General features: G+C 71.5%; 24 protein-coding genes, 1 tRNA gene and 2 pseudogenes. 12 read left to right on the top strand and 15 right to left on the bottom strand.

Annotation, left to right across the window (positions count from 1 at the left end):
- Positions 1–63: 63 nt before the first annotated feature.
- The 3 genes from ACFWRV_RS24630 to ACFWRV_RS24620 all read right to left on the bottom strand — a co-directional run bounded on the left by ACFWRV_RS24630 (position 64) and on the right by ACFWRV_RS24620 (position 2,783).
- Positions 64–975, bottom strand: a complete 912-nt coding sequence (locus tag ACFWRV_RS24630) for a DUF2510 domain-containing protein (protein ID WP_384337906.1) — start codon at positions 973–975, stop codon at positions 64–66.
- 123 nt (positions 976–1,098) lie between these two features.
- A complete protein-coding gene (locus tag ACFWRV_RS24625) occupies positions 1,099–1,791 on the bottom strand; it encodes a response regulator (RefSeq protein ID WP_384337905.1) in 693 nt (230 codons plus the stop codon).
- Between the two features lie 2 nt (positions 1,792–1,793).
- A complete protein-coding gene (locus ACFWRV_RS24620; protein WP_384337904.1) occupies positions 1,794–2,783 on the bottom strand; it encodes a HAMP domain-containing sensor histidine kinase in 990 nt (329 codons plus the stop codon).
- A gap of 349 nt (positions 2,784–3,132) precedes the next feature.
- Between ACFWRV_RS24620 and ACFWRV_RS24615 the strand changes: the two genes are divergently transcribed.
- The 7 genes and pseudogenes from ACFWRV_RS24615 to ACFWRV_RS24585 form a co-directional block, all read left to right on the top strand.
- On the top strand, positions 3,133–3,420 hold the full coding sequence (locus ACFWRV_RS24615) for a DUF3040 domain-containing protein (RefSeq protein WP_384337903.1): 288 nt from the start codon (positions 3,133–3,135) through the stop codon (positions 3,418–3,420).
- A gap of 235 nt (positions 3,421–3,655) precedes the next feature.
- Positions 3,656–4,387, top strand: coding sequence for a FadR/GntR family transcriptional regulator (locus ACFWRV_RS24610; protein ID WP_384337902.1), 732 nt, complete (start codon positions 3,656–3,658; stop codon positions 4,385–4,387).
- A 233-nt stretch (positions 4,388–4,620) separates the two neighbouring features.
- The gene (locus ACFWRV_RS24605; protein WP_384337901.1) at positions 4,621–5,388 is read left to right on the top strand and encodes a (Fe-S)-binding protein; all 768 of its coding nucleotides are present in this window, start codon (positions 4,621–4,623) and stop codon (positions 5,386–5,388) included.
- The gene (locus ACFWRV_RS24600; protein WP_384337900.1) at positions 5,385–6,923 is read left to right on the top strand and encodes a lactate utilization protein B; all 1,539 of its coding nucleotides are present in this window, start codon (positions 5,385–5,387) and stop codon (positions 6,921–6,923) included. Before ACFWRV_RS24605 ends, ACFWRV_RS24600 begins: the two co-directional genes overlap by 4 nt.
- Positions 6,920–7,552, top strand: a complete 633-nt coding sequence (locus tag ACFWRV_RS24595) for a lactate utilization protein C (protein ID WP_384337899.1) — start codon at positions 6,920–6,922, stop codon at positions 7,550–7,552. The genes ACFWRV_RS24600 and ACFWRV_RS24595 overlap by 4 nt, the downstream gene beginning before the upstream one ends.
- Before the next feature lie 98 nt (positions 7,553–7,650).
- Positions 7,651–7,971: a CPCC family cysteine-rich protein gene (locus ACFWRV_RS24590; protein WP_384337898.1), complete on the top strand. Its 321-nt coding sequence runs from the start codon at positions 7,651–7,653 to the stop codon at positions 7,969–7,971.
- Between the two features lie 36 nt (positions 7,972–8,007).
- Positions 8,008–8,243: pseudogene (locus ACFWRV_RS24585) on the top strand (transposase); the annotation flags it as partial.
- A gap of 111 nt (positions 8,244–8,354) precedes the next feature.
- On the opposite strand, the gene ACFWRV_RS24580 reads toward ACFWRV_RS24585, so the two are convergent.
- On the bottom strand, positions 8,355–10,274 hold the full coding sequence (locus tag ACFWRV_RS24580) for a DUF2264 domain-containing protein (RefSeq protein WP_384337897.1): 1,920 nt from the start codon (positions 10,272–10,274) through the stop codon (positions 8,355–8,357).
- A gap of 147 nt (positions 10,275–10,421) precedes the next feature.
- On the opposite strand from ACFWRV_RS24580, the gene ACFWRV_RS24575 reads away from it, so the two are divergent.
- The gene (locus tag ACFWRV_RS24575; protein WP_384337896.1) at positions 10,422–11,189 is read left to right on the top strand and encodes a sulfite exporter TauE/SafE family protein; all 768 of its coding nucleotides are present in this window, start codon (positions 10,422–10,424) and stop codon (positions 11,187–11,189) included.
- A 111-nt stretch (positions 11,190–11,300) separates the two neighbouring features.
- On the opposite strand, the gene ACFWRV_RS24570 is transcribed toward ACFWRV_RS24575, so the two are convergent.
- Together ACFWRV_RS24570 and ACFWRV_RS24565 are read right to left on the bottom strand one after the other, a co-directional pair.
- Positions 11,301–11,714, bottom strand: a complete 414-nt coding sequence (locus ACFWRV_RS24570) for a hypothetical protein (RefSeq protein ID WP_384337895.1) — start codon at positions 11,712–11,714, stop codon at positions 11,301–11,303.
- Between the two features lie 111 nt (positions 11,715–11,825).
- Positions 11,826–12,305, bottom strand: coding sequence for a DUF309 domain-containing protein (locus ACFWRV_RS24565; RefSeq protein WP_384337894.1), 480 nt, complete (start codon positions 12,303–12,305; stop codon positions 11,826–11,828).
- Positions 12,306–12,415: 110 nt separating this feature from the next.
- On the opposite strand from ACFWRV_RS24565, the gene ACFWRV_RS24560 reads away from it, so the two are divergent.
- The 3 genes from ACFWRV_RS24560 to ACFWRV_RS24550 all read left to right on the top strand — a co-directional run bounded on the left by ACFWRV_RS24560 (position 12,416) and on the right by ACFWRV_RS24550 (position 15,843).
- The gene (locus tag ACFWRV_RS24560) at positions 12,416–15,070 is read left to right on the top strand and encodes an ATP-binding protein (RefSeq protein ID WP_384337893.1); all 2,655 of its coding nucleotides are present in this window, start codon (positions 12,416–12,418) and stop codon (positions 15,068–15,070) included.
- A 50-nt stretch (positions 15,071–15,120) separates the two neighbouring features.
- A tRNA-Pro gene (locus ACFWRV_RS24555) sits at positions 15,121–15,194 on the top strand.
- 337 nt (positions 15,195–15,531) lie between these two features.
- Positions 15,532–15,843: a hypothetical protein gene (locus ACFWRV_RS24550; protein WP_384337892.1), complete on the top strand. Its 312-nt coding sequence runs from the start codon at positions 15,532–15,534 to the stop codon at positions 15,841–15,843.
- A gap of 120 nt (positions 15,844–15,963) precedes the next feature.
- On the opposite strand, the gene rpmF is transcribed toward ACFWRV_RS24550, so the two are convergent.
- From rpmF to ACFWRV_RS24530, 4 genes are all read right to left on the bottom strand, one after another.
- The gene (gene rpmF, locus ACFWRV_RS24545) at positions 15,964–16,134 is read right to left on the bottom strand and encodes a 50S ribosomal protein L32 (protein WP_384337891.1); all 171 of its coding nucleotides are present in this window, start codon (positions 16,132–16,134) and stop codon (positions 15,964–15,966) included.
- Positions 16,135–16,264: 130 nt separating this feature from the next.
- On the bottom strand, positions 16,265–17,602 hold the full coding sequence (gene allB, locus ACFWRV_RS24540; protein WP_384337890.1) for an allantoinase AllB: 1,338 nt from the start codon (positions 17,600–17,602) through the stop codon (positions 16,265–16,267).
- 60 nt (positions 17,603–17,662) lie between these two features.
- Positions 17,663–18,388, bottom strand: a complete 726-nt coding sequence (locus tag ACFWRV_RS24535) for an aspartate/glutamate racemase family protein (RefSeq protein WP_384337889.1) — start codon at positions 18,386–18,388, stop codon at positions 17,663–17,665.
- A gap of 24 nt (positions 18,389–18,412) precedes the next feature.
- Positions 18,413–19,894, bottom strand: coding sequence for an NCS1 family nucleobase:cation symporter-1 (locus tag ACFWRV_RS24530; RefSeq protein ID WP_384337888.1), 1,482 nt, complete (start codon positions 19,892–19,894; stop codon positions 18,413–18,415).
- Positions 19,895–20,207: 313 nt separating this feature from the next.
- On the opposite strand from ACFWRV_RS24530, the pseudogene ACFWRV_RS24525 reads away from it, so the two are divergent.
- Positions 20,208–20,906 (top strand): annotated as a pseudogene (locus tag ACFWRV_RS24525) (aminotransferase class I/II-fold pyridoxal phosphate-dependent enzyme); the annotation flags it as partial.
- Between the two features lie 234 nt (positions 20,907–21,140).
- Here ACFWRV_RS24525 and ACFWRV_RS24520 read toward each other — a convergent pair.
- From ACFWRV_RS24520 to ACFWRV_RS24500, 5 genes are all read right to left on the bottom strand, one after another.
- Positions 21,141–21,545: an SHOCT domain-containing protein gene (locus tag ACFWRV_RS24520; protein WP_384337887.1), complete on the bottom strand. Its 405-nt coding sequence runs from the start codon at positions 21,543–21,545 to the stop codon at positions 21,141–21,143.
- Positions 21,546–21,580: 35 nt separating this feature from the next.
- Positions 21,581–22,090, bottom strand: a complete 510-nt coding sequence (locus ACFWRV_RS24515; RefSeq protein ID WP_384337886.1) for an NUDIX hydrolase — start codon at positions 22,088–22,090, stop codon at positions 21,581–21,583.
- A 92-nt stretch (positions 22,091–22,182) separates the two neighbouring features.
- Positions 22,183–23,082: a hypothetical protein gene (locus ACFWRV_RS24510; RefSeq protein ID WP_384337885.1), complete on the bottom strand. Its 900-nt coding sequence runs from the start codon at positions 23,080–23,082 to the stop codon at positions 22,183–22,185.
- Positions 23,079–24,092: an SPFH domain-containing protein gene (locus ACFWRV_RS24505; RefSeq protein WP_384337884.1), complete on the bottom strand. Its 1,014-nt coding sequence runs from the start codon at positions 24,090–24,092 to the stop codon at positions 23,079–23,081. The genes ACFWRV_RS24510 and ACFWRV_RS24505 overlap by 4 nt, the downstream gene beginning before the upstream one ends.
- A 66-nt stretch (positions 24,093–24,158) precedes the next feature.
- Positions 24,159–24,944 carry an SDR family oxidoreductase gene (locus ACFWRV_RS24500; protein ID WP_384337883.1) on the bottom strand — a complete coding sequence of 262 codons (786 nt, stop codon included), beginning with the start codon at positions 24,942–24,944 and terminating at the stop codon, positions 24,159–24,161.
- Positions 24,945–25,136: the final 192 nt, after the last annotated feature.

The raw sequence follows: 25,136 nt of genomic DNA, 5'->3' as shown, positions 1-25,136 counted from the left end.
CCCGGACGTCCGGGCCCCGCCGTTCCGTGTGGCGTGTGGGGGTGTGGGGCGGGGTGGTGCGGGTCAGACCGCCCCGCCGGTGCCTCCTCCGGCGCCGGACGCGGGCTTGATCCCGCCGGTGATCTCGTCCAGGACGGACAGCTTCGGCGCGTCCTTGTTCACGTCGAACCCGGACCGGACCACGACGAGCATGTCCTTGGAGGTGGGGGAGGGGAACACCAGCGATTCCACGTAGCCGTCGTCGCCCTTCTCCGTCACCACCTTCCAGCGCACGACGTACCCCTTGCCGCCCGCGACCGTGACGGCCTCGGACTTCAGCTCCTCGTGCGAGGTGATCTTCCCGTAGCTCTTGCCGCCGTAGGATTCCTTGGCGTTGACGGCGATGTCCTTCTTGGCCGCCTCCTCCGGTGTCCTGGCGGTGAGCTTCATGGCAGCCGCCGGGGCCGAGAAGATTCCGCCCCGCACACAGGTCTCCGCGGTGTCGCCGGGGCACGCGTGCTCACCCGTCGTCAGTCCCGCCCCGACCGCCCCGGATGTTCCCTTCCACCCCTCGGGTACCGGAAGGCTGATCCCGGCGGTCAGGTCCGTGGCGAAGCCCGGCTCGGTCGGCGGGAGCTGCTCACCCGGCCCCTGGCCTTCCCCGTCCTCCCCGCCGTTGCCTTCGCCGCCCTGTCCGCCGTCCTTGTTGTCGCCCTCCGGTGCGCCCGGCAGCTCGGGGGCGCCGGACGGCGAGGAGGCCACGGTGTCCGGGCGGCCGCCGTCCCTGTCCTCGCCCAGCAGATACACGCCGCCTCCGATGGCGGCGAGCACCACCACGCCGACCGTCACGCCGACGCCGATACGGATCCCACGACGGCGCGCCGCGCCGGGTGACGCGCGGACGTGGCCGGTCCACTGCGCTCCGTCCCACCAGCGTTCCTGAGCGGGGCCTTTGCCTGAGTGCCCGGGGTCTGGATGCCAGCCGGGCGGGGTCATCTGGGTCACGGGGGCACCTTATGCGGATCGGGTGAGAATCACATGAACCGACGGTGCTCGCTGGTGCGCACACCCGCCTGGCTCGCACCTACCTGCCTGCCTGCTCGCGCCCGCCGACCCCGGTCAGGGTTCGATGAGCCCGGCGCGGATCGCGTAGCGGGTGAGCTCCAGACGGTCCCTCAGGCCGAGCTTCTGGAGCAGGTTGGCGCGGTGCCGCTCCACCGTCTTGACGCTGATGACGAGCAGCTCGCCGATCTCCTTCGAGGAGTGGCCCTCGGCGACCAGCTTCAGGATCTCCTCCTCGCGCTCGGTGATGGCCCGCGCCGGCAGGTCCTCGCCGTCCTTGGCGCGGTCGAGGAAGTTGCGGATGAGCGCCGTCACCGCGCCCGGGTAGAGGAACGGCTCGTCGCGCATCGCCGCCCGGCAGGCCTCCACCAGATCCCGGTCCGCGACCGACTTGAGGACGTATCCGGCCGCCCCCGCCTTCAACGCCTCGAAGAAATACTGCTCGTTGTCGTACATCGTGAGCATAAGGATGCGCAGGCCGGGCATGACCCGGGACAGCTCGCGCGCCGCTTGGAGGCCGGTGAGGCGGGCCATCGCGATGTCCAGGATGACCAGGTCGGGGCGTTCGCTGCGGGCCATCTCGATGGCCTCGGCACCATCGCCGGCCTCGGCGACGACCGTCAGGTCCGGTTCGCCGTCGAGGATCAGCCGGACGCCCCGACGCACGAGGGCGTGATCGTCCGCCAGCAGGATGCGGGTCTGCGCGGCGGCTCTGGTGGAAGGCGTGGCGATGGACGGTGAGGTGGGCATGGTCACTTGCTTCCGTTGCTTCCGTTGCTTCCGTTGCTTCCGTTGTTTCCGTTCGGGACGGGCACATCGAGACGTACTTCGGTGCCGCCCTGCGGCCCGGGACCGAGGGAGACCTCGGCGCCGATCAGCAGAGCGCGTTCACGCATACCGCGCAGGCCGGCCCCCTCGGGGACGTCCCCGAGGCCCCGGCCGTCGTCGCGGATGCGTAGTTCGACCCCGTCGGAGGTGCGCCGAAGCGAGAGTTCCAGGTGGGTGGCGCGGGCGTGCCGGACCGTGTTGGTGAGGGCTTCCTGCGCGATCCGGTAGACGACCAGCTCGGCCTCGGTGCCCAACTCCGGCAGTTCCTTTCCCATTTGGCGGCGGATCGTCAGCCCGTCGGGTGTCGGAGTCTCGGTGATCAGCGCCGTCAGCGCGCTCACCAGGCCCAGTTCCTCCAGCACCCCCGGCCGCAGCCGGCGCGCGATCCGGCGGATCTCGTCGAGCGACCCCCGGGTGATCTCCTGGACCTGCCGCAACTCCCCGCGCAGCGGCTCCGGGGCATGGTCGGCGACCCGCTTCAGCTCCAGCAGAACCGCGGTCAGCGTCTGCCCGACCTCGTCGTGCAGCTCCTGCGCCACACGGCGGCGCTCGGCCTCCTGCGCGGAGAGGGCGCGGGCGCTGCTGGTGGCACGCTCGGCCTCCAGCCGGTCCAGCATCGTGTTGAACGTCTCGATCAGCGCGGCGATCTCACCGTGCCCCGCGACCTCGGGGCGCGGGCTCGGACGCAGCAGATCGGTGGTCGTCATCGCGCGGGTGACCCGCTGGAGCGGGAAGAGTCCGAGCCGGAGCAGAGCCGCGTTGGCCGCGAGCATGAAGGCGATGCCGCCGGTGAGGATCATGGCCTCGGTCAGCAGGACCGGGGTCGAGACGGTGATCGGCCCGAGCAGGAGCAGTGCGCCTGCCGCGACCAGCACGGCCGCGTTGAGCAGGAAGATCCGCCAGAACAGGGACACGGTCGAACGGCTCCTTCGGGGGTCGGGTCGGCCGCGGGCTCGCTGACAGCCTCCACTATCGCCGCTGCGGAGGGGCACACGCCGTCGCCTGGTCATGACGCCGCTGCGGGGAGGGCGCACGCCGTCGCCTGGTCATGTGGCTGTCCGGATCCCTCCCTGCGCCCGGTCGCCCGCCCTCGTCTGCATGGTGCGCACCCCCGGATATGGGTGCTGTCCCTGATGGCCCCCTAAGGCCCTCCCCGGCGACTATGAGGTCCAGGGCCCCGGGGGGGGCCTGCCCCGTGCCGCACCGCCCGGGGATCGGGGGCCCCAGGAGCCACGAGGGATTCCGGGCCGGGAGGGAGAGGCCATGCCCACGTACGACGAGCGGCTGCGCGATCTGGAGGAGCAGTTGCGTCACGACGATCCCGGCTTCGCCGAGGCGATGTCCGGCGGAACCCCGTGCTCCCCGCGGGAGTACCGCCGTCGCAACGCCTGGCTGTGGCTCGCCGTCGGACTCGCCGCCTTGGGCATCGGCATCGCCATGGGCCACGGCCTCCTCATCGCCGCAGGCCTGATCGTCTCCGGAGCGGCGGCCCAGCTCTTCGACCCGCAGCGCGGGCGCCCGCACGGGCGGGACATCCCCGGCACCCGCTAGCGTCGGCTGCCCCGGCGACGCGCCGACCCGGCGTGCCCCGACCCGCGCCCCATCTCCCGGCGGTGCCCCGCATGCACCGCCCCTCCGGCCTCCTTCCGGCCGGTGCCAGGCCTCGTCCGGACTTCCGGGCGGGGCCTGCGCGCGCACCGGACGAGCCGACGCGCCTGAGGTCCGACCACATGGTCGGTGTGACATAGGCTGCATGTCCGGATCCGGCCGAGCCAGGGAGTGACGGATGCCCGTCGAATGGCAGCCCGTGCAGCAGTCCCGTACCCATGAGCTCGTGCTCCGCAGCATCGAGGAACAGGTCCTCGCCGGAGAGCTCCGGGCCGGCGACCGGCTGCCGCCCGAACGGGAACTGGCCCCGGTGCTCGGCGTCAGCCGCTCCGCCCTGCGCGAGGCGCTCCGGGTGCTGGAGACCATCGGCGTCCTGGTGGCCCAGCCCGGCCGGGGACCCGACGCCGGGGCCCGGATCGTACGCAACCCGGACGACGCCCTGGGCAGACTGCTCCGGCTGCACTTCGCCCTCGGCAGCTACAGCCTGCACGACGTTCTGGAGGCCCGGGTGGTCCTGGAACGGTCCAGCTTCGATGCCGCCGCCTGCCACGCACCCGTCGAGGACCTCGACGAGGCGGAGAAGCTGGTGGCGGGGATGGCGGAACCGGGGATCACCGTGAGCACCTTCAACGACCTGGACACCCGCTTCCATGTGCTCATCGCCCGCAGCTCCGGCAACGCTCTGACGTCCACGCTGACCTCCGCCGTACGCGAGTCCGTGCGGCCGCTGATCCTGCGCGCCCTGGAAGCCGCCGAGGACTGGCCGGCCACCGCGCGCGCTCTCAACGCCGAGCATCGGACGCTCCTCACTCTGGTGCGGGAGGGGAGCGGCGAGGAGGCCGCGGACCTGGTGGAGTGGCATATCCGAGGACTGCACGGGACGTTGGTGGAAGGACCGACCGCCCCGTAGGACCGACCGCCCCGTAGGTCCACCGCGTCGTAGGTCCACCGCGTCGTAGGTCCACCGCCCCGCAGGGCTCACCGCACCGCAGAGGCCCGGCCCGGGCCGACTCCTCGTGCGGCACGCACCGCCGGACGTTCCCTTCGACGGCCCGTGCCTAGTATGGTCCGACCATAGAAACCTCATGGTGAAACGCGACGGACAGCCGAGACCGCCGCGGTGAACCCGACCGGGGAGGCCCCATGCGCATCGGACTCTTCGCCACCTGTCTGGGAGACACGCTCTTCCCCGACGCGGTGAAGGCCACCGCGATCCTGCTCACGCGCCTGGGCCACGACGTGGTGTTCCCGCCGGGCCAGACCTGCTGCGGGCAGATGCACATCAACACCGGCTACCAGCGCGAACCCGTCCCCCTGGTACGCAACTTCGCGGACGGGTTCGGCGACTCCTCGATCGAGGCGGTCGTGATGCCGTCGGGTTCGTGCGCCGGTTCCGTCCGGCACCAGCACCGGATCGTCGCCGACCGCTACGGGGACGCCGCCCTCCGCGCCCGCGTGGACTCCGTGGCCGCGAAGACGTACGAGCTGTCCGAACTCCTCGTGGACGTCCTCGGCGTCACCCGGGTCGGCGCGTACTTCCCGCACCGGGTGACGTACCACCCCACCTGTCACTCCCTGCGGATGCTCCGCGTCGGCGACAAGCCCCTGCGCCTCCTGCGCGCGGTCGAGGGGATCGACCTCGTCGAACTGCAGGCCGCCGACTCCTGCTGCGGATTCGGCGGCACCTTCGCGCTCAAGAACGCCGAGACGTCCACCGCGATGCTCCACGACAAGATGGACAGCATCAGGGCCACCGGGGCGGAGGTGTGCACCGCCGGGGACTCCTCCTGTCTGATGCACATCGGCGGCGGGCTCTCCCGGATCCGGTCCGGGACCCGCACCCTGCACCTCGCCCGGATCCTCGCCGCGACCCGCACCACGCCCGACGTCCTGACGGAGGCCTCCGTATGAGCACGTTCCTCGGCATGCCCGCCCCGCCTCCCCGCTCCCCGTACGGCACCGGCAACCTCCGCGGTGACCAGGCCTTCCCCCGCGCCGCCCATGACGAACTGGGCAACGACCAGCTCCGCCGCAACCTCGGCCGCGCCACCGCTACCATCCGTGCCAAACGCCTGAGCGTCACCGGCGAACTCCCCGACTGGGAGGCCCTGCGCGACGCGGGATCCGCCATCAAGACCGACACCATGAACCGGCTGCCCGAACTGCTCGGACAGCTGGAGCGCAAGGTCACCGAGCGCGGCGGCACCGTCCACTGGGCGCGCGACGCCGCCGAGGCCAACGAGATCGTCGCCCGGCTCGTGCGCGCCACGGGCAGCGACGAGGTCATCAAGGTCAAGTCGATGGCCACCCAGGAGATCGGACTCAACGAACATCTGGAGTCCGTCGGCATCACCCCGTACGAGACCGACCTCGCCGAACTCATCGTGCAACTCGCCCACGACAAGCCCTCGCACATCCTGGTCCCCGCGATCCACCGCAACCGGGACGAGATCCGGCAGATCTTCCTCGACCGGATCCCCGGCGTCGACCCGGATCTGGACAACGTCCCCGCCCACCTCGCCGCCGCCGCGCGCGGCTACCTCCGCGAGAAGTTCCTGACCACGAAGGTGGCCGTCTCCGGCGCGAACTTCGGTGTCGCCGAGACCGGCACGCTGGCCGTCGTCGAGTCCGAGGGCAACGGGCGCATGTGCCTGACCCTGCCCGACACCCTCATCACCGTGATGGGCATCGAGAAGGTCCTCCCGCGCTACCAGGACCTGGAAGTCTTCCTCCAACTCCTGCCCCGTTCCTCGACGGGGGAGCGGATGAACCCCTACACCTCGCTGTGGACCGGAGTGACGCCCGGCGACGGACCGCAGGACTTCCACCTGGTCCTCCTCGACAACGGGCGCACCGCCGCCCTCGCCGACGCGACCGGACGCGCGGCCCTCAACTGCATCCGCTGCTCCGCATGCCTCAACGTCTGCCCGGTGTACGAGCGGACCGGCGGCCACGCCTACGGATCGACCTACCCCGGACCCATCGGCGCCGTCCTCACTCCGCAACTGGCCGGCATGCACGCGGCGAAGGACGACCCGAACAGCTCCCTGCCGTACGCCTCCAGCCTCTGCGGGGCCTGCTTCGACGCCTGCCCCGTGAAGATCGATATCCCGTCGATGCTGGTGGAGTTGCGCCACCAGCACACCGAACAGACCGGCGTCACACCGGAGAAGCTGGCGATGAAGGCGGCTGCCGCCGTGATGCGCCGCCCGGGTCTCTACACCACCGCGCAGAAGGCGTCCGCCCTCGGCCGCGCCGTCGCCGGACGCGACGGCACGATCTCCCGGCTGCCCCCGCCGCTCAGCGGCTGGAGCGACAGCCGCGACACCGCGGCCCCGCCCCGCGAGACCTTCCGCACCTGGTTCGCGTCCGACGAGGGCCGGGCCGCCCTGCGGGCCGCGGCCGCCGAGCAGAACAGCGCCTGCGATGAGGAGGACGCGACATGAGCAGTGCCCGCGACACCGTGCTGGGCCGGATCCGCGACGCCCTCGCGCTCGCTCCGACGCCGGCCGTCGTCGTCCCGCGCGACTACCGCACCGGCCGGGTCCTTCCCGACGACGACCGCCTCGCCCTGTTCACCGACCGGCTCGTCGACTACCGGGCACGGGTGCACCCCTGTACGGCGGACCGCACCGCCGAGGTCGTCGGCGAGGTCCTGCGGGAGCACGGTGTGCGCCGCGTCGGCGTGCCGGCCGGGCTGGACGCGCGCTGGCTCGCCGGGTACGACGGCGAGGTGCGGCAGGACGACGCCGGTGTCCCGCCGGCCCAACTCGACACCCTGGACGCGGTGGTGACGGCCTCGGCCGCCGGCTGCGCCGAGACCGGCACGATCTTCCTGGACGGTTCGCCCGGCCAGGGGCGCCGGGCCCTGTCCCTCGTCCCCGATCTGCACGTGTGCGTCGTCGACCTCTCCACCGTCGAAGTCGGCGTGCCGGAAGCGGTGGCGCGCCTGGTGCCCGAACGGCCGACGACGCTGATCAGCGGACCGTCCGCCACCTCGGACATCGAGCTGGAGCGGGTGGAGGGCGTCCACGGGCCCCGGACGCTGGTGGTGGTGTTCCGGACGGACACGTAGGGCCCGGGGCATCCAGGGCGTGTCCGGCGGATCAGGACCGGACAGGCCCTAGGGCTTTTCGCTTGGATCAGTGCGGCGAGGGCGCGATGATGTCGGCCATGGCCTCTGAAGAACTGTTCTCCAGTCTGTCGACCAACGCCGGTGACAGCCTCATCGCGTGCCCTTGCTGCTACCAGAGGACCCTGGAGGAACGGGCCAACTTCGAGATCTGTCCGGAGTGCGGATGGGAGGACGACGGCCAGGACGACGCGGATGCGCACGTCGTACGTGGTGGGCCCAACGGCAGCCTGAGTCTGAGACAGGCCCGGCTGGAGTACCTGGAGGATGCAGCCGAGGGGTGTGAAGAGTCCATGACGCGCGGCGGTGAAGGGTTGTGGATCTCGGAGGCGCGGCGTCAGATGCCGGACGTGGCTGAATAGATGGGCATCCGGCAACGATGTACTCGTTGTCAGGTCATGTCGTTGACCGATGCACAGTGGGCACGGATCGAGCCGCTACTTCCTGACCGGACTTCGAAACGGGGTGGCAGATGGCGGGATCACCGGCAGGTGATCGACGCGATTGCCTTCGCGTTCCGGACCACCATCGTGCGCACGCATCAGCACGCGGCTGGGGCCCGAAAACGGGGGCGTCGGCCGGCGAACCGGTCGACCATGCCATCGGTCGGTCCCGTGGCGGACTGCCCACAAAGCAGTGGCGAGGCATCGCCACCCGCTACGAGAAGACCGCCGCCGTCCATCTGGCCGCACTCCACATCGCAGGCATCTTTCTGTGGCCTGCCCGCTGATCCAAACGAAAGGCCCTAGTCGCGATCGACCGTCACCGTGCCCCGACCGAAGGCGATACGGGTCCGCGTCCCGTCCTCCGCCCAGCGCACCTCGATCGTGTCACCGGCCACCTCCACCCGGTCCACCACCTCGTCCGACCCCGCGTCCGGCAGGGCGGCTCCCGGATCGGCGGTGAGGGAGGCCAGGGCGGCCAGGACCACCGTGCCGGTCACCTCGGCGGCGAGCCGGGGCACGGTCGCCCAGGGGGTGAACGCCGTTCCCTGCGGGGCCCGCACGTCCTCGGAGGCTTCCCACCCGTGCAGCCCCCGCAACCGTGAGCTCACCGGGCCGCCGGGGTCGGTCGCCCACCCCGTCAGCTCGGCCCGTGCCCCGTCCGGCGCGCCCAGCACCCGGTGCACCCGCAGTTCGTGGCGGCCGCGCGCCACGGTCACGCTCTCCACCCGCAGCCCGGGGACGGTGGACGGGCCCGTCGGGAACACCGGCAGGTGCCAGGAGGCCGCCCAGCCCCAGCCTTCTCCGTGTCCGCACCCGAGCGGATGGATACGACGCCGGGCGCTGCGCGCTCCGCCGACCGTCACCGACAGATGGTTGTCGGCCGGGTTCGCCGCCGAGGTCGGCCCGGTCACGGTGGAGTACGCGAGGCGCGCGTAGTGCGGGTCCTCGTCGGCCGCCGACTCGCCCTCGTCCGGGCGGACATGGTCGCTGCCGTGGTTGTGCAGCCGCACGATGCCGTCCGCCCGCGTCGACTGCACCAGAAAGCCCGCCGCGGGAACGGACAGCACCCGGTCGGGGCCCTCGCTCGGAGCCGCCTCCTCCGGCGACGCCCACAAAGGGTGCTCGGCGGGAGCCAGGAGAGTCACGAAAGCCTTCGAGGCCCAATAGGGGGACGCGGGACCGGAATAGGTCTGCAGCGTCGCCGGGTGCGGGCCGTGCCAGCCGAGGCTCAGCAGCCCGTCGCCCCCGACCGCACCACGGTCCAGGAAATACCGCAGAGAGCCGCTGACCACCCGCCGCGAGACCCCCGGGGCCAGCGGCGTATGCCCGGTCACCGCGCCCAGACCCACCCCTGCACTCGCCGCGAAGCGGTAGGTCAGCGAGCGCCCGAAGTGCAGCGGTGCCCCGTCGCCGCCGAACATCAGCGAGAGGCTCTTCAGATGCTCCCGCAACCGCGCCCCGTGCCGCGCCGACTCCTGCTCGTCGCCCGCCAGATGGGCGTCGAGCAGCGGATACAGGTGCAGCGCCCAGCCGTTGTAGTGGTCGAAGGCGCGCCCGTCCCCGTCGGCGTACCAGCCGTCGCCCCGGTACCAGTGCTCCAGCAGCTCCAGCGCCCGCTCCCGGGCCCGTGCCGTCTCCGCGTCGCCCCGGCCCACCGACTCCAGGAACCCGGCGACGGTGTACGGGAAGAGATACCAGTTGTTGCCCGCCGGAACGTGCCGCAGCGCACCCCGGAGCCACCGCTCCGCCCGGTCCCGTACGCCGGACGTCAGCCGGTCCCAGAGCCAGGGCCGGGTGAGCCGCAGGCCGAGGGCCACCGAAGCGGACTCCACCATGGGCTGCCCCTGCACATGGTGGTCCAGGATCAGCGGCCAGGACTCCGCGTCGTCCCGGCCAGGTGTCCGCGTACCGGCGTCGAGCCCGTCCGCGTACCGCTCCAGCAGTCCGTTCGGGTCCTTGCCGCCCGCCCCCGCGACCCGGAAACCGGCTGCCAGGAACGTACGGGCGTATCCCTCCAGGCCATCGGAGCGGACCCCCGAGCGCGACGGGGGCCCGGGCAGGTCGAGCCGGGCGCCACCCGGGGTGGCCCGCTTCCAGGCGGCCTCCAGCATCCCGTCGGCGGCCGCCTCCCAGTGGGCGCGGGTGTAGCCGGTGTACGGGCTCGACGTGCGGTCGTCCGGGGGGAGTCCGAGTAGGGCGGCACCAGAGGAGGCGGTCATGCCGGAATCCTGATCGGCTGCCTTAAGACGGTCAATAGATCGATCACACGCGGGCTCAATCGATCAAACGCTCATCGGGGAGCGGTGGGGGAGGTCAGGGCCCGGGGCCCGCGCCGGAAAATCCGTGCGCTTACCATCTTTCCCGACATGGACACCATCAGCCTCTGGCAACTGGCCGCCCTCGCGGCGGCATCCACCCTCGTCGGCTTCTCCAAGACGGCCGTCAGCGGTGCCAATACGATCAGCCTCGCGGTGTTCGCGGCCGTTCTTCCGGCCCGCGAATCGACCGGAGTGCTGCTCCCGATCTTGATCGTCGGCGATCTCCTCGCCGTACGCGTCTACCGCCGTCACGCCCACTGGCCCACCCTGCTCCGGCTGTTCCCCGCCGTCGCGGTGGGCGTGGTGGCGGGCACCGTGTTCATGCTGTGGGCCGACGACGCGGCCGTCCGCACCTCCATCGGCGCGATCCTGCTGTTCATGACGGGGGTGACCCTGTGGCGTCGCCGGTACGCGGAGAAGGAGGCTGGGAAAGAGGCCGAAACCGAGGGTGGCGGCGGCACCTCCCGGACCGCCGCGCGCGGTTACGGCGTTCTCGGCGGGTTCACCACGATGGTCGCCAACGCCGGCGGGCCGGTGATGTCGCTCTACCTGCTTTCGGCGGGCTTCCGCAAGCTCGGCTTCCTCGGCACCTCGGCCTGGTTCTTCCTGATCCTGAACGTGTCCAAGGTGCCGTTCAGCGTGGGACTCGGCCTGATCGACGCCCAGTCCCTGCTGCTCGACGCCTGTCTGCTGCTGTTCGTCCTGCCCGGCGCCTACCTGGGCCGCGCGTGCGTCGACCGGATCAACCAGAAGGTCTTCGACCGGATCGTCATCGGCGCCACGGTCGTCGGCGGACTCCAACTGCTGCTGATCTGAGCCCGCCCGGCCACGTTCCTGTCCGGCCGCCCGGCCGCCCGGCCGCAGTCCCACCGGCCGAGCGACCCCTGCCCCACCGGCCGCACGGCTCCTGCCCCACCGGCCGCCGGGTCAGGGAAGCAGCAGCCAGTCCGCTCCCACGGCGGCCAGCAACCCCGCTCCCAGCAGCCAGCTGGCCAGCCGGGTGCGGCCGTTCCTGCTCAGCTCGATCACCACGCCGCACAGGATGAGCGCGAGCCCGTAGACGCCGACGACGAGGACCGATGAGCGGCTCGCGATGCGCAGCCCGAGCACGACGGCCATCGCCGCCATGCCCACCGAGGAGAGGACGATCCGCAGTCGGCGGGCCTGGCGCGGGGTGAGTCTCTTCTCGCCCTGACCGTCCGGTACGTCGAGCTCATCGCCCTGCGCCCCCGGCTCCGCCTCGGTCTTCGTCCCGGCCCCCGCCTCCGCGGCGGCGCCCGCTATCGGAACGTCCGCGTCCCGGTGCTGGTCCTGGTCCTGATCCTGGTCAGAAGTGCTCATGGAGCCGGATCGTAGTTGCTGCGCGGAGCCCAGGTTCGCGGACCCGGACCTTCCGCTCCCGGACCCGCCCCGGACCCGGTTTCCTTTCCGTTCCCGGTCCCGCCCTTCGAGCTACCCCCGCAGGCGGGGCGCCTCGGCCGCCGCGTCGACCGTCGGGCCCGATTCCACCCGGCCCGCCAACTCCCGCGCCCAGTCGGACAGTGCGGCGACCGCGATCCCGTGCGGCCCGGACCCGGCGAACGGAGTCAGCGCCCCCGCCCCCCGGCGCAGCAGCCGCGCCCCGCCCGCGGTGTTGCCCCGCGCGGCATGGGTCAGCCCCACCGCGAGCTGGGCCAGCCCCCGCCAGAGCTCGCGTTCGTCCTCCGGCCCCGACTTCCAGGCGTCCTCGAAGACCTCGTGCGCGTGGAACGGCATCCCCGCGTCCAGCAGCCGCTGCGCCTCCCGGAGCGTCTCCGGAGGCGTGCGGACGACCCCCTCCGGCTGTCGTTCGACGCCGGGCGTCCCGTACGGCAAGGGGCGCCCCAGTCCGTCACGGGGGCGCGCGTTGCGCGCCCGGCCCTCGGCATCGCGGTCTCTGCGCGTCTCGTTCACTACTCGATTGTGCCCCGCACCTGCAAGGAATCGTGCGAACCCTGTCGGCGAGCACCCGCGCACGACTAGGCTCGACCGTCGAGAAGACTGCCTCTGTGGGAAGGGTGGGCATGAAGCCGTCCCGGCCGTTGTACGAGCGTGAACCGGAACTCGCCGCCGCTGCCGAGGCGGTGGACGCCCTGTGCGGTGCGCAGGCCGTCGGCGGGCTCCTGGTCTTCAGCGGAGAGGCGGGAATCGGGAAGACGGCGCTGCTCGCCGAGATCCGGGCGATGGCCGCCGACCGCTGCACCGTGTGGTCCGCCCGGGGAGGCGAGACCGTCACGTCCGTACCGTTCCACGTCGTACGGCAGTTGCTCCAGCCCGCCCTCGACCAGTTCCCGCCGGACGAGACCCGAGCCCTGTTCGGCGACTGGTACGAGACCACCGCCCCCGCTCTGGGGCTGGCCGAGCCGAGCGGACCGCAGCCCGACCCGCAGGGTGTGCGCGACGGCCTGGACTACGTCGTCGGCCGGCTCGCCTCCCGGCTCAGCCACCGGCCGTTGCTGCTCATCGTGGACGACGCCCACTGGGCGGACGGCGAATCCCTCGCCTGGCTGGCCTCGTTCACCGCCCGCCTCGGTGAACTGCCGGTCCTGGTGGTGCAGGCGCACCGCCCGCAGGAGCTGGCCGAACGCGACGCCAACTACATCGCCGACCGGGAGGCCGAGCGCGGCTTCGGCGGCGAGGGCACGGTGACCCGGGTCGCCCTGCGGGCCCTGACCCCGGACGCCACCGCCGTACTGGTCCGGGCGGGCCTCGGCGATCACGCCGACGACCCGTTCTGCCGCGAGGTGTGGGCCGTCACCGGAGGCAACCCGTACGAGGCGGTCGAGCTGGTCGCCAAGGTCCAGGACCGCGAACTGCCGCCGGTGGAGGAATCGGCGGGCGAACTGCGCGAGCTCGGCGCGTCCGCCCGGGGCAGCGGGCTCGTCGCCCGCCTGGAGCGGCTCGGCACGAACGCCAACCGGTTCGCCTGGGCCGCCGCGGTCCTCGGCACCGACATCTCCCAGGAACTGGCCGCCACGCTCGCCGGTATGAGCTCGGCGGAGGCCGCCGACTGCACGGCCCGGCTGCGCGACGCCCGTATCGTCAGCGGCTTCGACCCGCTGGAGTTCGTCCACCCGCTCATCGCGACCGCGGTCTACCGCTCGATCCCGCCGGCCACCCGCACCGCCATGCACGGGCGCGCCGCCTGGGCGATCACCCGGGCCGGTCTCGGCGCCGCCGCGGCCTCCCGGCACCTCCTGGAGGTACACCCGGACGACGACCAGGAACTGGTCGCGCAGTTGCGGGAAGCCGCGGGCCAGCATCTCGCCGTCGGCGCGCCCGAAGCGGCCCGACGCTGCCTGGAACGGGCCCTGGAGGAGCCGCCGCGCCCCAAGGACCGGGCCGTCCTCCTCTACGAGCTGGGCTGCGCGACGCTGCTCAGCTCACCGCCCACCACGGTCCAGCACCTGCGCGCGGCCCTCGACATGCCGGGGCTGGACGACGGGCTGCGGGTCGACGCCACCTTCCGGCTCGCCGCCGCGCTCGCCCACAACAACCAGCTCAAGGACGCGGCGCTGTCGCTGGCCGCGGAGGCCGCGCGCACCGCGCCCGGCCCCGGGCTGATGCGGCTTCAGGCCGCGCACTTCATGTGGGAGGGCATGCAGGCCGCCGAGGACGACGGGCCGGCCCGCTCCCGGCGGCTCACCCGCAACGCCGACCACCTCAAGGGCCGCGACAACTCCGAACGGGCCCTGCTCACCCTGCGCGCCTTCGACGCCATGCTGCGCGGTGAGAACGCCCAGCTCATCGTCGACCTCTGCGAACGCGCCCTGATCGACGGCAGCCCCGCCCGGGGCCTCGGCTGGACCGACTCCGAGTGGGGCTTCGAACTCCCCACCATGGTCGGCATCGCCTACACCTTCGTCGACCAGCTGGACCGCGCCGAGAGCCTCTTCGGCGAAGCGGTCCGGGCCTTCGAGATCTCCGGATGGAGCGGCGCGCACCTGGCGTTCGCCCACACGCTGCTCGGCATGGTCCACCGACGCCGCGGCCGTCTCGCCGAGGCCGAAGGCTTCCTGCGCGAAGGGCTCCGCCTCGCCGACCGCGTCGGCTCCGGCCTGCCCGTGCACTGGGACGCGGCCTGCCTGCTCATCGACACCTTGCTGGCCCGCGGCCGCACCGACGAGGCCCGCAAGATCGCGGACCGCTACGACTTCGGCCCGCCCTACCCCAGCGCCATGGTGCTGCCCGACGGACCGTGCGTGCGGGGCCGCCTGCTGCTGGCCGAGGGCCGCAACGAGGAGGCGATCGCCGAGCTCGAAGCGGCGGGCGCCGCCCTGGAGCCGCGCGAACGCTTCAACGGCATCTGGGCCCCGTGGGCCGGCGACCTGGCGCGGGCCCTGGCCGACACCGACCCGGCCCGCGCGGCGCACCTCGCCGCCCGGAACCGCGTCCACGCCGAACGGTTCGGCACGCCCACCGCCCTGGGCGAGGCCCTGCGCTGCGTCGCCCTCTTCGCACCCCCGGAGCGGGCCGCCCAACTGCTCGCCGAGGCGGTGGGGCATCTGGAGAAGTCCTCCTCCGCCTACGAGCACGCCCTCGCCCGCGTCGACTACGGCATCGCGATCGGATCGCACCGGGAGCTGGCCCGGGCCCAGAAGCAGGCCATGGCCTGCGGCGCCGAGGCGCTGGCCGCCCGCGCCCAACAGGCACGGGCGTCGATACGGTCCTCGGAGTGAGGTAATGTTTGCCGTGCGCGGCCACCCGGGAGAACCGGGAGGAAACGCGGCGGGACGTGGCGCAGCTTGGTAGCGCACTTGACTGGGGGTCAAGGGGTCGCAGGTTCAAATCCTGTCGTCCCGACTGGAGACAGTCGTAGATCAGGGCCGGTTTCGGAGACATCCGAAACCGGCCCTGATTATTTCTGGGAACCCCCTTCATGGGGACGAGTTGAGGCCTGCCCGGGGGCACGGTTCGGTTCTTGTCATGTAATGGCTCCTGGGGGAGCTGTGCTGAGGGGAATCGGTGAAATGCATTCACACTCGGATATAGCGCCGATAATCATTATCGATAGCACTCTACGCAATTGGCCTGCTCGTCGATGCGTGTTCTCTGTGGCAGCCTCGGCCGCGAGGGTATAGACAGGAAGGGTGTTGGCGGCTGCCGTCACGAAATGGGGCGGTGGTCTGAATTGATGGAGATGAGTGAAGTGGCGACATCCCTGCAACATCAGCCGCATCCCGGTCATGACCATGTGCACGCTACGGGCTGCGGGCACGTCGCGGTCCCTCACGCCGACCATGTCGACTATGTGCACGACGGGCATCTGCACCGTGAGCACGACGGCCACGTGGATGAGTGCGAGGTTGACGGTCATCGAGAGCACTCCGGACACGCCCACGCACACGGCGAGGGCTGTGGACATGTGGCGATTCCCCACGGTGACCACATGGACTACGCGCACGACGGCCACCGGCACGCGGCTCACGAAGGCCACTGGGACGACCACTGACCGCTTCGCGTGCACCATCCGAGCACACAGAATGCACCCCTGCTTCCAGGGGTGCATTCTGTTTGTTCGGCGTTTCCCGCGGAAAAGGCCTGCCCGGACTCCTGCGTCAGGCGTGTGGCGTCAGCCTTCGGGGCGGAGCAGGCCGCGCTCGTAGGCCTTGGCGAGCCGTTGGGGGACGAGGTGGGGAGTGCCGTCCACGGTGACCGTCACCAGTTGAGGCGTTGTGGCCTTCCACTGCGCGCGGCGATGCCTGGTGTTGCTGCGCGACATCTTGCGTTTGGGTACAGCCATGATGACCTCCGGGTGCGATCGGTGAGCGAGGCCGACGATACATGAAAATGGTTGTCATTACGATTTGTATTGTCCGCCGTGCTCGCCCGCCGAGGAGCGCCGGCCGTAAGCACCATGACGCTCGTCCGTCTCACTCCCAGCGGTGCAGGAGCTGTCCGGTGGGTTCGCCGACGCCGTCGTGATCAGCGATGCGCCGGCCACGCAACCAGGTGGACGTGACGACTCCGTGCAGGGTCTTCCCGGCGTAGGCGGTGACGCGGTTGCGGTGTTCCAGCCGGGCGGGGTCGACGGTGAAGGTCGCCTCGGGGTCCAGGACCGCGAAGTCGGCGTCGCGTCCGGCCTCGATGGCGCCTTTCCTGTTCAGTCCGGCGAGTTCGGCGGGTGCGGCGGACATCCAGCGGGCGACGTCGTCGAGGCTGTGGCCTCGCTTGCGGGCCTCGGTCCAGATGGCGGGGAGGCCGAGTTGGAGGGAGGAGATGCCGCCCCAGGCGGTGGCGAAGTCGGGGGTCTTGAGGTCGGCGGTCGAGGGGGAGTGGTCGCTGACGATGCAGTCGATGGTGCCGTCGGCGAGCCCGGCCCACAGGGTGTCCTGGTTGGCGGCCTCGCGGATCGGCGGGCAGCACTTGAACTCGGTTGCCCCGTCCGGGACTTCCTCGGCTGTGAGGGTGAGGAAGTGCGGGCAGGACTCGACGGTGACGCGGACGCCCTCGCGCTTCGCGGCGGCGATCAGCGGCAGCGCGTCGGAGGACGACAGATGCAGTACGTGAACGCGCGCTCCCAGGCGTCGGGCCTGGGCGATGAGGTTCTCGATCGCCGTGTTCTCCGCGTCGCGGGGCCGGGAAGCCAGGAAGTCGGCGTATTTCCGCCCGTTCCTCTGCGGGGCTGCGGTCAGGTGGTGCGGGTCCTCGGCGTGCACGATGAGCAGGCCGCCGAAGCCGGTGATCTCACCGAGGGAGTTCGCGAGCTGCAACTGGTCGAGTTCCGGGAACTCGTCCACCCCGGAGGGCGACAGGAAGCACTTGAAGCCGAACACGCCGGCGTCGTGGAGGGGGCGCAGGTCCTTGGCGTTGTCGGGCAGGGCGCCGCCCCAGAAGCCGACGTCCACATGGGCTTTGGTACGGGCGACCGCCTGCTTGACCCGCAGATTCTCCACCGTCGTCGTCGGAGGGAGCGAGTTGAGCGGCATGTCGACGATCGTCGTGATCCCACCGGCCGCGGCGGCCCGGGTGGCGGTCCAGAAGCCCTCCCACTCGGTGCGCCCGGGGTCGTTCACGTGGACGTGGGTGTCGACGAGACCGGGGAGCACGACATGGTCGCCGACGTCCTCCAGGCGTGCGGTCGAGGGCACTTCGGCGTCGTACGGGAGGACCGCGGCGATGCTTCCTCCCGAGACGGCGATCGACGCCGGGCGGGTGCCATCGGGGGTGATCACACGGGTCGAGCGCAGAACCAACTGGATGTCGGGCACGGCAGCCCTCTCTCTTTTTCTCGGTCGTGACTTCTCTGCGGCAGTCCGGGGCGGAGTAGCTCAGCGGGCGGGGGGCGGCCAGTTGACGAACTTCTTGGGCCGGGGCGGAGCGTAGGTGCGCACCTTCGAGGTGGACAGGCCGAGGCGTACGAGGGACTCGGCGATGGTGACCGCGGCGGTGACGCCGTCGACGACGGGCGCCCCGGTGCGTTCGGCGACGCGTTCGGCGAGTCCGGACATGCCTCCGCAGCCCAGACAGATCACCTCGGCCCGGTCCTCCTCGACGGCCCGGCCGGCCTCTTCGGCGATGGCCGCGACGGCGGCCTTCTCGTCCCGTTCGAGGTCCAGAACGGCGAGGCCGCTGGCGCGCACCGAGGCGCAGCGATCGCTCAGCCCGGCGGCGTGGAGCCGCTCCTCGATCAGCGGGACGGTGCGGTCGAGGCTGGTGACGACGGAGTAGGTGCGGCCGAGGAACTGCGCTGTGCTCGCGGCGGCCTCGGTGATGTCGACGACCGGGACGTCGAGGAGCTCCTGGAGTCCCTCGCGGCCGTGTTCCCCGTAACCGGCCTGGATGACGGCGTCGAACGGTTCGCTGTAGGCGCGCACGGTCTCCATCACGGCGATGGCGGCGAGATAGCTCTCGTAGTTCCCCTCGACGGACTCCGCCCCGAAGAGCGGGGTGAGGGGGACGATCTCCGTGCCGGGCGAGGCGGCGGACGCCGCCTGCTCACCGATCGACGCGGTGATCGACTCGGTGGTGTTGACGTTGACGACGAGGATGCGCATGATCCGGTCTCTCCGCTCGGGGGTCTATTCGGCTGCGACGGCGATGGCCTCACCGTCGACATCGCTCATCGCGGACGTTCGGTCCGCGATCAGGGCGTACAGCGCGGCGGCGAGGATGGCCCCGATGAACCAGGAGAAGCCGGCCGCCGCGTGGAAGAACGGGACCAGCGCGACGACGACGGCGACGGCCGCGCTGGGGACGAAGGCCGCGATGGCGCGGGGGTTGAATCCGCGACGGTAGTGGTAGTCGGCCGCGGGATCCTCGGAGTAGAGCGCGGGCACGTTCACCCGGGACCTGCGCAGGAGCCAGTAGTCCGCCATGATCACGCCGAAGAGCGGGCCGAGGAGCGCCCCGAGCCCTCCGAGGAAGTAGTTCACGACGACCGGGCTGTTGTAGAGGTTCCACGGCAGGATGATCAGACCCGCGACGGCGCTCACGACGCCCGCCCGGCGGAAGTTCAGCCGGCGCGGGAAGAGGTCGATGAGCGCGTAGATCGGCGCCACGAAATTGGCCAGCAGGTTCACGGCGACCGTCAGGGCGATCAGCGCCAGGGAAGCCGTCGCCAGGAGGAACATGCTCGGAATGGTCCGGACGATGTCCGTGGGGCTGGTGATGACGCGCCCGTCGAGCTTGAACTGCGCCCCGCTGAGGACGATCACGATCACCGCGAAGAAGACCATGTTGACCGGGATGCCGATCACATTGCCCCAGATGATCGAGCCACGGCTCTTGGCGGAGCGGGTGAAGTCGCAGAAGTTCAGCACGAACGTCCCGTAGATCACCACCCACAGGGCGGCGGCCTGAAGGATCTGCAGCCACATCTCGCCGCCCACGAGCGGAGCGTCGACGGACACGGAGATCGACCAGTCCGCCCGCACGAACATCCAGACGGCGAGGGCGCACATGGTGATGAGGGTGGTGGGGGCCGCGAACGCCATGTACCTCCGGATCATCTGCATGCCGTAGCTCACGATGAGCAGTTGGAGGGCCCACAGGGCGAGGAAGGTGATCCAGCCGAGCGTCGACTGCCCGAGTACGGAGTTCGCGTCGAGATCGCGCAGTCCGGGGAACATCGCGATGAGCAGGGCGCTCAGAACCGCGGAAGCCAGGTAGGTCTGGATGCCGAACCAGGCGATGGCGACGATGCCGCGGACCGCGGCCGGTATTTTCGCGCCCTTGATCCCGAAGGCGATCCGGCTCATGACCGGGAACGGGACGCCTGTCTTGTGGCCCATGAAGCCGGAGAGCGTCAGCAGAAGGAAGAGCAGGACCGACGCCAGCAGGAACGCCGCGAGGATGCCCCACACGTTCAGCCCGAGCGCGAAGAGGCCGATCGCGAACGCGTAATTCCCGAGGCTGTGCACGTCGTTGGCCCAGAGCGTGAAGACGTTGTACGCGCCCCAGCGCCGCCCCTCACGCTTCGTCGGGGCGAGATCGTAGGTGTAGAGCGTCGAACTGGTCGCACCGTCGCTCGCCTCGGACGGACGCTCCTCCACTGCTGTCATCGATCGGCCCCTCTGATCCTCGTCGGGGGTCGCGGCGGAGCCCGTCGTGCTGCGCCGGGGGAGGCGGGCGACGGAGAGCCGGGCGACCGGACGTTTGGGTGATTCCACAAAGTGGAAGTTAGTTTCCGCGAGAGGAAACGTAGTTTTCACCAAAGAGCAACGTCAAGGGTTCAGATGAATCTGCTTGCTCCGCGGGACGGATGGTTCCGCCGGTGCCCGCGTCGATGGCCGCGGGTGAGTCGTCGAGGTGGAGGAGCGCCGCGTTCCGCCGGTCTCCGGCTGAAGCAGCGCTGTCACGGAGCGTGCTGCCCGGGTGGGGTGCGCTCCGGGACATAACCGAGCTTCTTGGGCGGAGGGCACGCCCGGCGAGGAGTCAGGGCATCACCACGAAGTGGTACCTGGTGCCGTTGATCGCCGCGATCTGGTTCGCCGGGTACTACTTCCTGTTCCGCTGGGCGATCATCCGCTTCGACCTGAAGACCCCGGGCCGCGAGAACGACCCGGACCCGGAGACCGGGAGTGCGGACGGCACGCCGACTTCCAGGGCGCCGTCACCGACTGGTTCGCGGAGCGGTACCGCGCCGAGGTCGCCCCGGAGTCCATCGCCTACGCCCCGGCCGTGCTGTACCAGGCGGGCGCGCTGATCGACCTGTGGTCCGCGCCCGGCGACGGCGTCGTCGTGCACACCCCCGCCTACGACGCCTTCCCCCGGCTCGTCGCCGCCCGCGGCCGGGAACTGCGTGGCTGCGCCCTCGGCGACTGGGCGGAGTTCGAGCGGAGCGCCGCGCTTGCCGACACCTCAGTGCTGCTGCTGTGCTCCCCGCACAACCCGACCGGGCACGTGTGGACCGAAGCCGAGCTGGACCGGATCGCGGCGCTGTGCGCGCGGCACGGCGTCGCGGTGATCAGCGACGAGATCCACGCCGACCTCGCCCACGTACCGTTCTCCACCTGGGTGCGGCACGCGGACGGCCCCGGACGCTGGGCGGTCGTCACCTCCGCCTCCAAGTCCTTCAACATCCCCGCCCTCACCGGCCCCTACGGCGCCATCGGGGACCCGGCGAGCCTGGACGCCTACCTCACCCGCCGAAGGACGCCGACGGCCTGTCCTCGCCGGCGGTGCTCGGCCTGGTCGGCCACATCGCCGCCTACCGCTCGGGCGGGCGCTGGCTGGGTGAGCTGCGGGACTACGTCCATTCCCCGCGCTGGAACCCCGTCACCGGCCCGGAGCCCAGGGAGCCCGGGCTCAGGCGAGCAGTTTCGCCTTCGCCCGCTCGTACTCCTCGGCGTTGAGCGCGCCCTTGTCCTTGAGCTCGGCGAGTTTCGCCAGATCGTGCACATGACCGCTGCCGCCGGACTCGCCCTGCTTTCCCGCGGCATCCTGTACGTACTTCCGGAACGCCGCCTCCGAGTCCTTCGCCAGCTTCTCGTCGCGTTCGTGCATGCTGCGCCCGCGGACGATGAGATAGACCAGTACGCCCAGGTACGGCAGCAGGATGACGAGGACCAGCCAGCCCGCCTTGGCCCAGCCGTTCAGCGAGTGGTCCCGGAAGAGGTCGGTGACCACCTTGAACAGCAGGAAGAACCACATGACCCACAGGAACAGGTACAGCATGGTCAGGAAGAGGTTCAGAAGCGGGTAATCGTCCATGGTGACCTACTCCGATCGCACGGATGGTCCCTTATTCATACAGCTGGTCCGATTGGTCCGCATCCGGCGATCCGCAGGACATGTGCCGGCGGGTGGGTGATGCCCAGCTCCGGTCGCCAGGCCGCCAGGATCTGCGCGGACGGATCGAACAGCGGAGCCGGCAGCTGCTCGGGCGCGGTCCACCGCCAGGCGCTGATGAGGTGCGGCTCGGTCACCTCGGGGACCCCGGAGACGAGCCGGACGACGGCCGCCATGCTGACGCGGTTGATCCCGCCGATCACGTCGTGGACCATCGCGATGACGTCCACGGACACCTCGTCGACGACCAGGCCCGTCTCCTCGCGCAGCTCCCGCACAGCCGCCGCGGCGATCGACTCGTGCGTCGCGTCGACCTTCCCGCCCGGCAGTTCCCACGTACCGCTGTGGTGCCGGCCCAGCAGGACGCGCCCCCGGCCGTCCTCCACGATCACCCCGACTCCGAGGGCCGCCTGTGCCGTGGGCGGGCGGGTGTTGCGGGCGGGCTCGGTGACGGGGTCGGCCGACATGGTGCTGGTTCTCCGCTCTCCGGTGCCTGTGCGGGCACGCGTACGGGTGACGTGCACGGAACACCGTAGCGAAACCGCCGGGGCGGGCACGCTCAGATCACCAGGCGCAGCGCTCTCTCCGCGATGCCCAGCCGCACGCTCTGACTCCAGGTCAGCTCCAGGGCGTCGGACTCCATCCCGTCGCCGAAGACCACGAGCCGGTCCGACTCCACGGTCAGCCGCAGCCCCTGACCGTGCCCCAGTTCGCCCGCCACGCGCGACGTCCCGGTCGCCGGGGAGGGCCAGGCCTCGCGTACGAACCACAGGAGGCGCGGGTCGCACGGCGCCGGCAGGGGAAGCGCGCTGCCGCGCTCCAGCCACAGCGAGCGGAGCCAGCCCGTGGCGCCGGTGCCGGTGCCGACCAGCACCCCGGAAGACGCCTGGGCTTCGTCGGTGGCGCTCTCGCCGTCGTCGCCCAGGCGGTAGCGGGCCGTCTGGTGGCCGGGCGGCCCGAGATAGATCTCGTTCAGGGCGAGGAGGCGCTGCGTGTCGTCGGCGACGGCCTCGACCATGGTCAGCTCATCCGCCGTGCCCCCGGGGGCGGTCGCGGCGCGCAGCAGGGCCGCCGCGTCGGCGTGACGGTGGCGGACCAGGACGCCGGGGTTGCGCCCCGGGGCGGTGTCGATGCCCACGACCGGCTGCCCGGCGAGGTACTTCGCGGTGTTGGCGACAAGACCGTCCTGGCCCACCACGACCACCACGTCCTCCGGGGCGAAGAGGAAGCGGTCCAGGTCCGCCCGCTCCACCCGGGTGGAGCGCCAGGTGAGCGGCACCGCCGCCGCCACCTCGCGCAGCGCCTGCCGGGTGTCCTCGTGGCGGCGCGCCACCTCGTCGATCGAGCGGCCCCGGCTGGACAGGAAGAACGCGGCCTGTCCGTGTGTCCCGTGCCGGGTGAGCAACTCCTCGTACTCCGTCCGCCGGTGGACGAGCACCGCCCGGGGCGCCAGGCTCACGCTCCCGCCCCGCCTTCCGGACGGCCCAGCTTGGCGAGCAGGCCGGTGAGGACGTCGGGGGAGAGGGTCAGGCTCTCGACGCGCGGCAGGTTCTCCGCGAGCCGGGTCGCCGCCAGGGCGTGCAGCGTGGCCGGATCGACCTCTCCGTGCACCCGCAGCCAGGCGGCCTGCGCCTCGGCCCGTGCCGCGCCCGTCTCGCGCGCCGCCTCGGCCTCCGCCCGGGCCAGGCGGACCTTGCGGGCCGCCTCCGCCTCGGCCCGTACCCCGTCGGCGACGGCCTTCTCCTCGGCCTCGCGGCGGGCGTTCGTCCCGCGCTGGTCGACCAACTGCTCCTCGCGCCGGGCCAGTTCGATCTGGCTGGCCAGCTCGTTCTCGGCGATGGCGCGCTCGCGCTCCACGGCAACGGCCCGCCGTTCGTAGGTCGCCCGGTCCGCCTCCTGCTGGATCTGCTCGCGGGCCGGGGTGCGCAGGGCGCGCTCGACCTCGGCCTCGGGGCGGATCGCGACGACGCGCACGGCCACCACGTCGATGCCGGTGGCCGGGAGCCGGGGTTCGGCGGCGAGACCGGTGGCGACCCGTTCGCGTACGGAGGCGACACCGTCGACCAGGGCTGCCGCCAGCGGGGTGCGGGCCAGCACGTCCAGCGTGTGCTGCTGCGCGGTCTCGGTGAGGAGGGTGGCGATCTGTTCCAGCGGGGCGCCGCGCCAACCGCCGGTGTCCGGGTCCACGGAGAAGTCGAGCCGGTTCGCCGCCTCGGCAGGATCGCTGATCCGGTAGGTGACGGTGGCCTGCACGGTGACGTCCTGGAAGTCGGCTGTACGGGCGTGGAACGCCATGGCCAGCTCCCGGTCGTCGACCGGCACTTCGGACAGCGCCGCCGACAGCGACCGGTACCAGAAGCTGAGCCCCTGGCCGTCGTGGGCGAGACTGCCGCGCTTGTGGTGGCGGATGTGGGCGGTGGGCGCGGAGCGCAGGTGGCGCCAGCCGAAGCGCCGGGTGATGTCGGCCATGATGGACCCCCTTGATTTCGTCATGACGACGATAAAGGGGGAAAGTGATTAGAGTCAAGATGACTATTAAGAGGGTGTGGGGCGGTGGCCGACCGCATACCTGGCCGGGATCTCGCCGCCCCCGTGTACGGCGAGGTCGGTGCCGGTGATGTACGAGGAGAGGTCGCACGCCAGCCAGAGGCAGGCTCGCGCCACATCGTCCGGCTCTGCGAGCCGACCCATCGGGACGACGCCCGCCACCGCGCCCCCGCCGGCGTCCCCGTACCGTGCGGCGGCCATCTCGGTCCGGACGGGGCCCGCGGTGATGTGGTTGACCCTGACGCGTGGCGCCCATTCGAGAGCCAGCGCCCGGGTGAGCCCGAGCAGGCCCGCCTTGGCCGCGGAGTAGGCGGCGGTGCCCGGCTGGGGGGTGTGGGCGGAGACGCTGCCGATGTTGATCACGCTCCCGCCCCCCGGCTGCTCCCGCATCACCAGGTTCGCCGCCTGGGCCGTGTAGAAGGGGGCGAGAAGGTTGAGTGCGACCACCTTCTCCACGAAGCGCGGCGAGACCGTTGCCGCGTCGGCGTCCGGAGAGCCGCCGGCGTTGTTCACGAGCACGTCGAGCCGCCCGAACCGCTCCGCGGCGGCCGTGACGACGTCCGCCGCCGCCACCGGATCCCGCAGGTCCGCCACCCGGAACGCGGCCTCGCGCCCGCCCGCCGACGGCGGCGCGGCCGGCGTCCCGCGCCCGCAGACCAGCACGTCCGCGCCGCTCGCCAGGAACGCTCGCGCTATCGCCGCCCCCAGGCCCCTGGTGCCGCCGGTGACGAGCACCGCCTGTCCGGTGAAGTCCATCGCCCAAGACTCGCCCATGGTCCGCCCTTCGCCTCTGGTTCTTCGGCAGCCCTGCGCCCTCCGCAGAAATCTACCAAGCGCTTGTTAGAGAGAATAGGGGCGAGAACGGACGGTGCCCTGAAGGGTGCGGACACACGGGCGGCCGGGGACTTCCGCGGAAGTCAAGGCCCGGCCGCGCGGTGGGCCGCCCCCCCCCCCCCCCCCAGCCGC

It is taken from the genome of Streptomyces sp. NPDC058576, from assembly GCF_042718715.1.
Classification (GTDB): domain Bacteria; phylum Actinomycetota; class Actinomycetes; order Streptomycetales; family Streptomycetaceae; genus Streptomyces.
The sequence above is the reverse complement of the archived record's forward strand: the minus strand, read 5'-3'. Positions and strand labels throughout refer to the sequence as shown.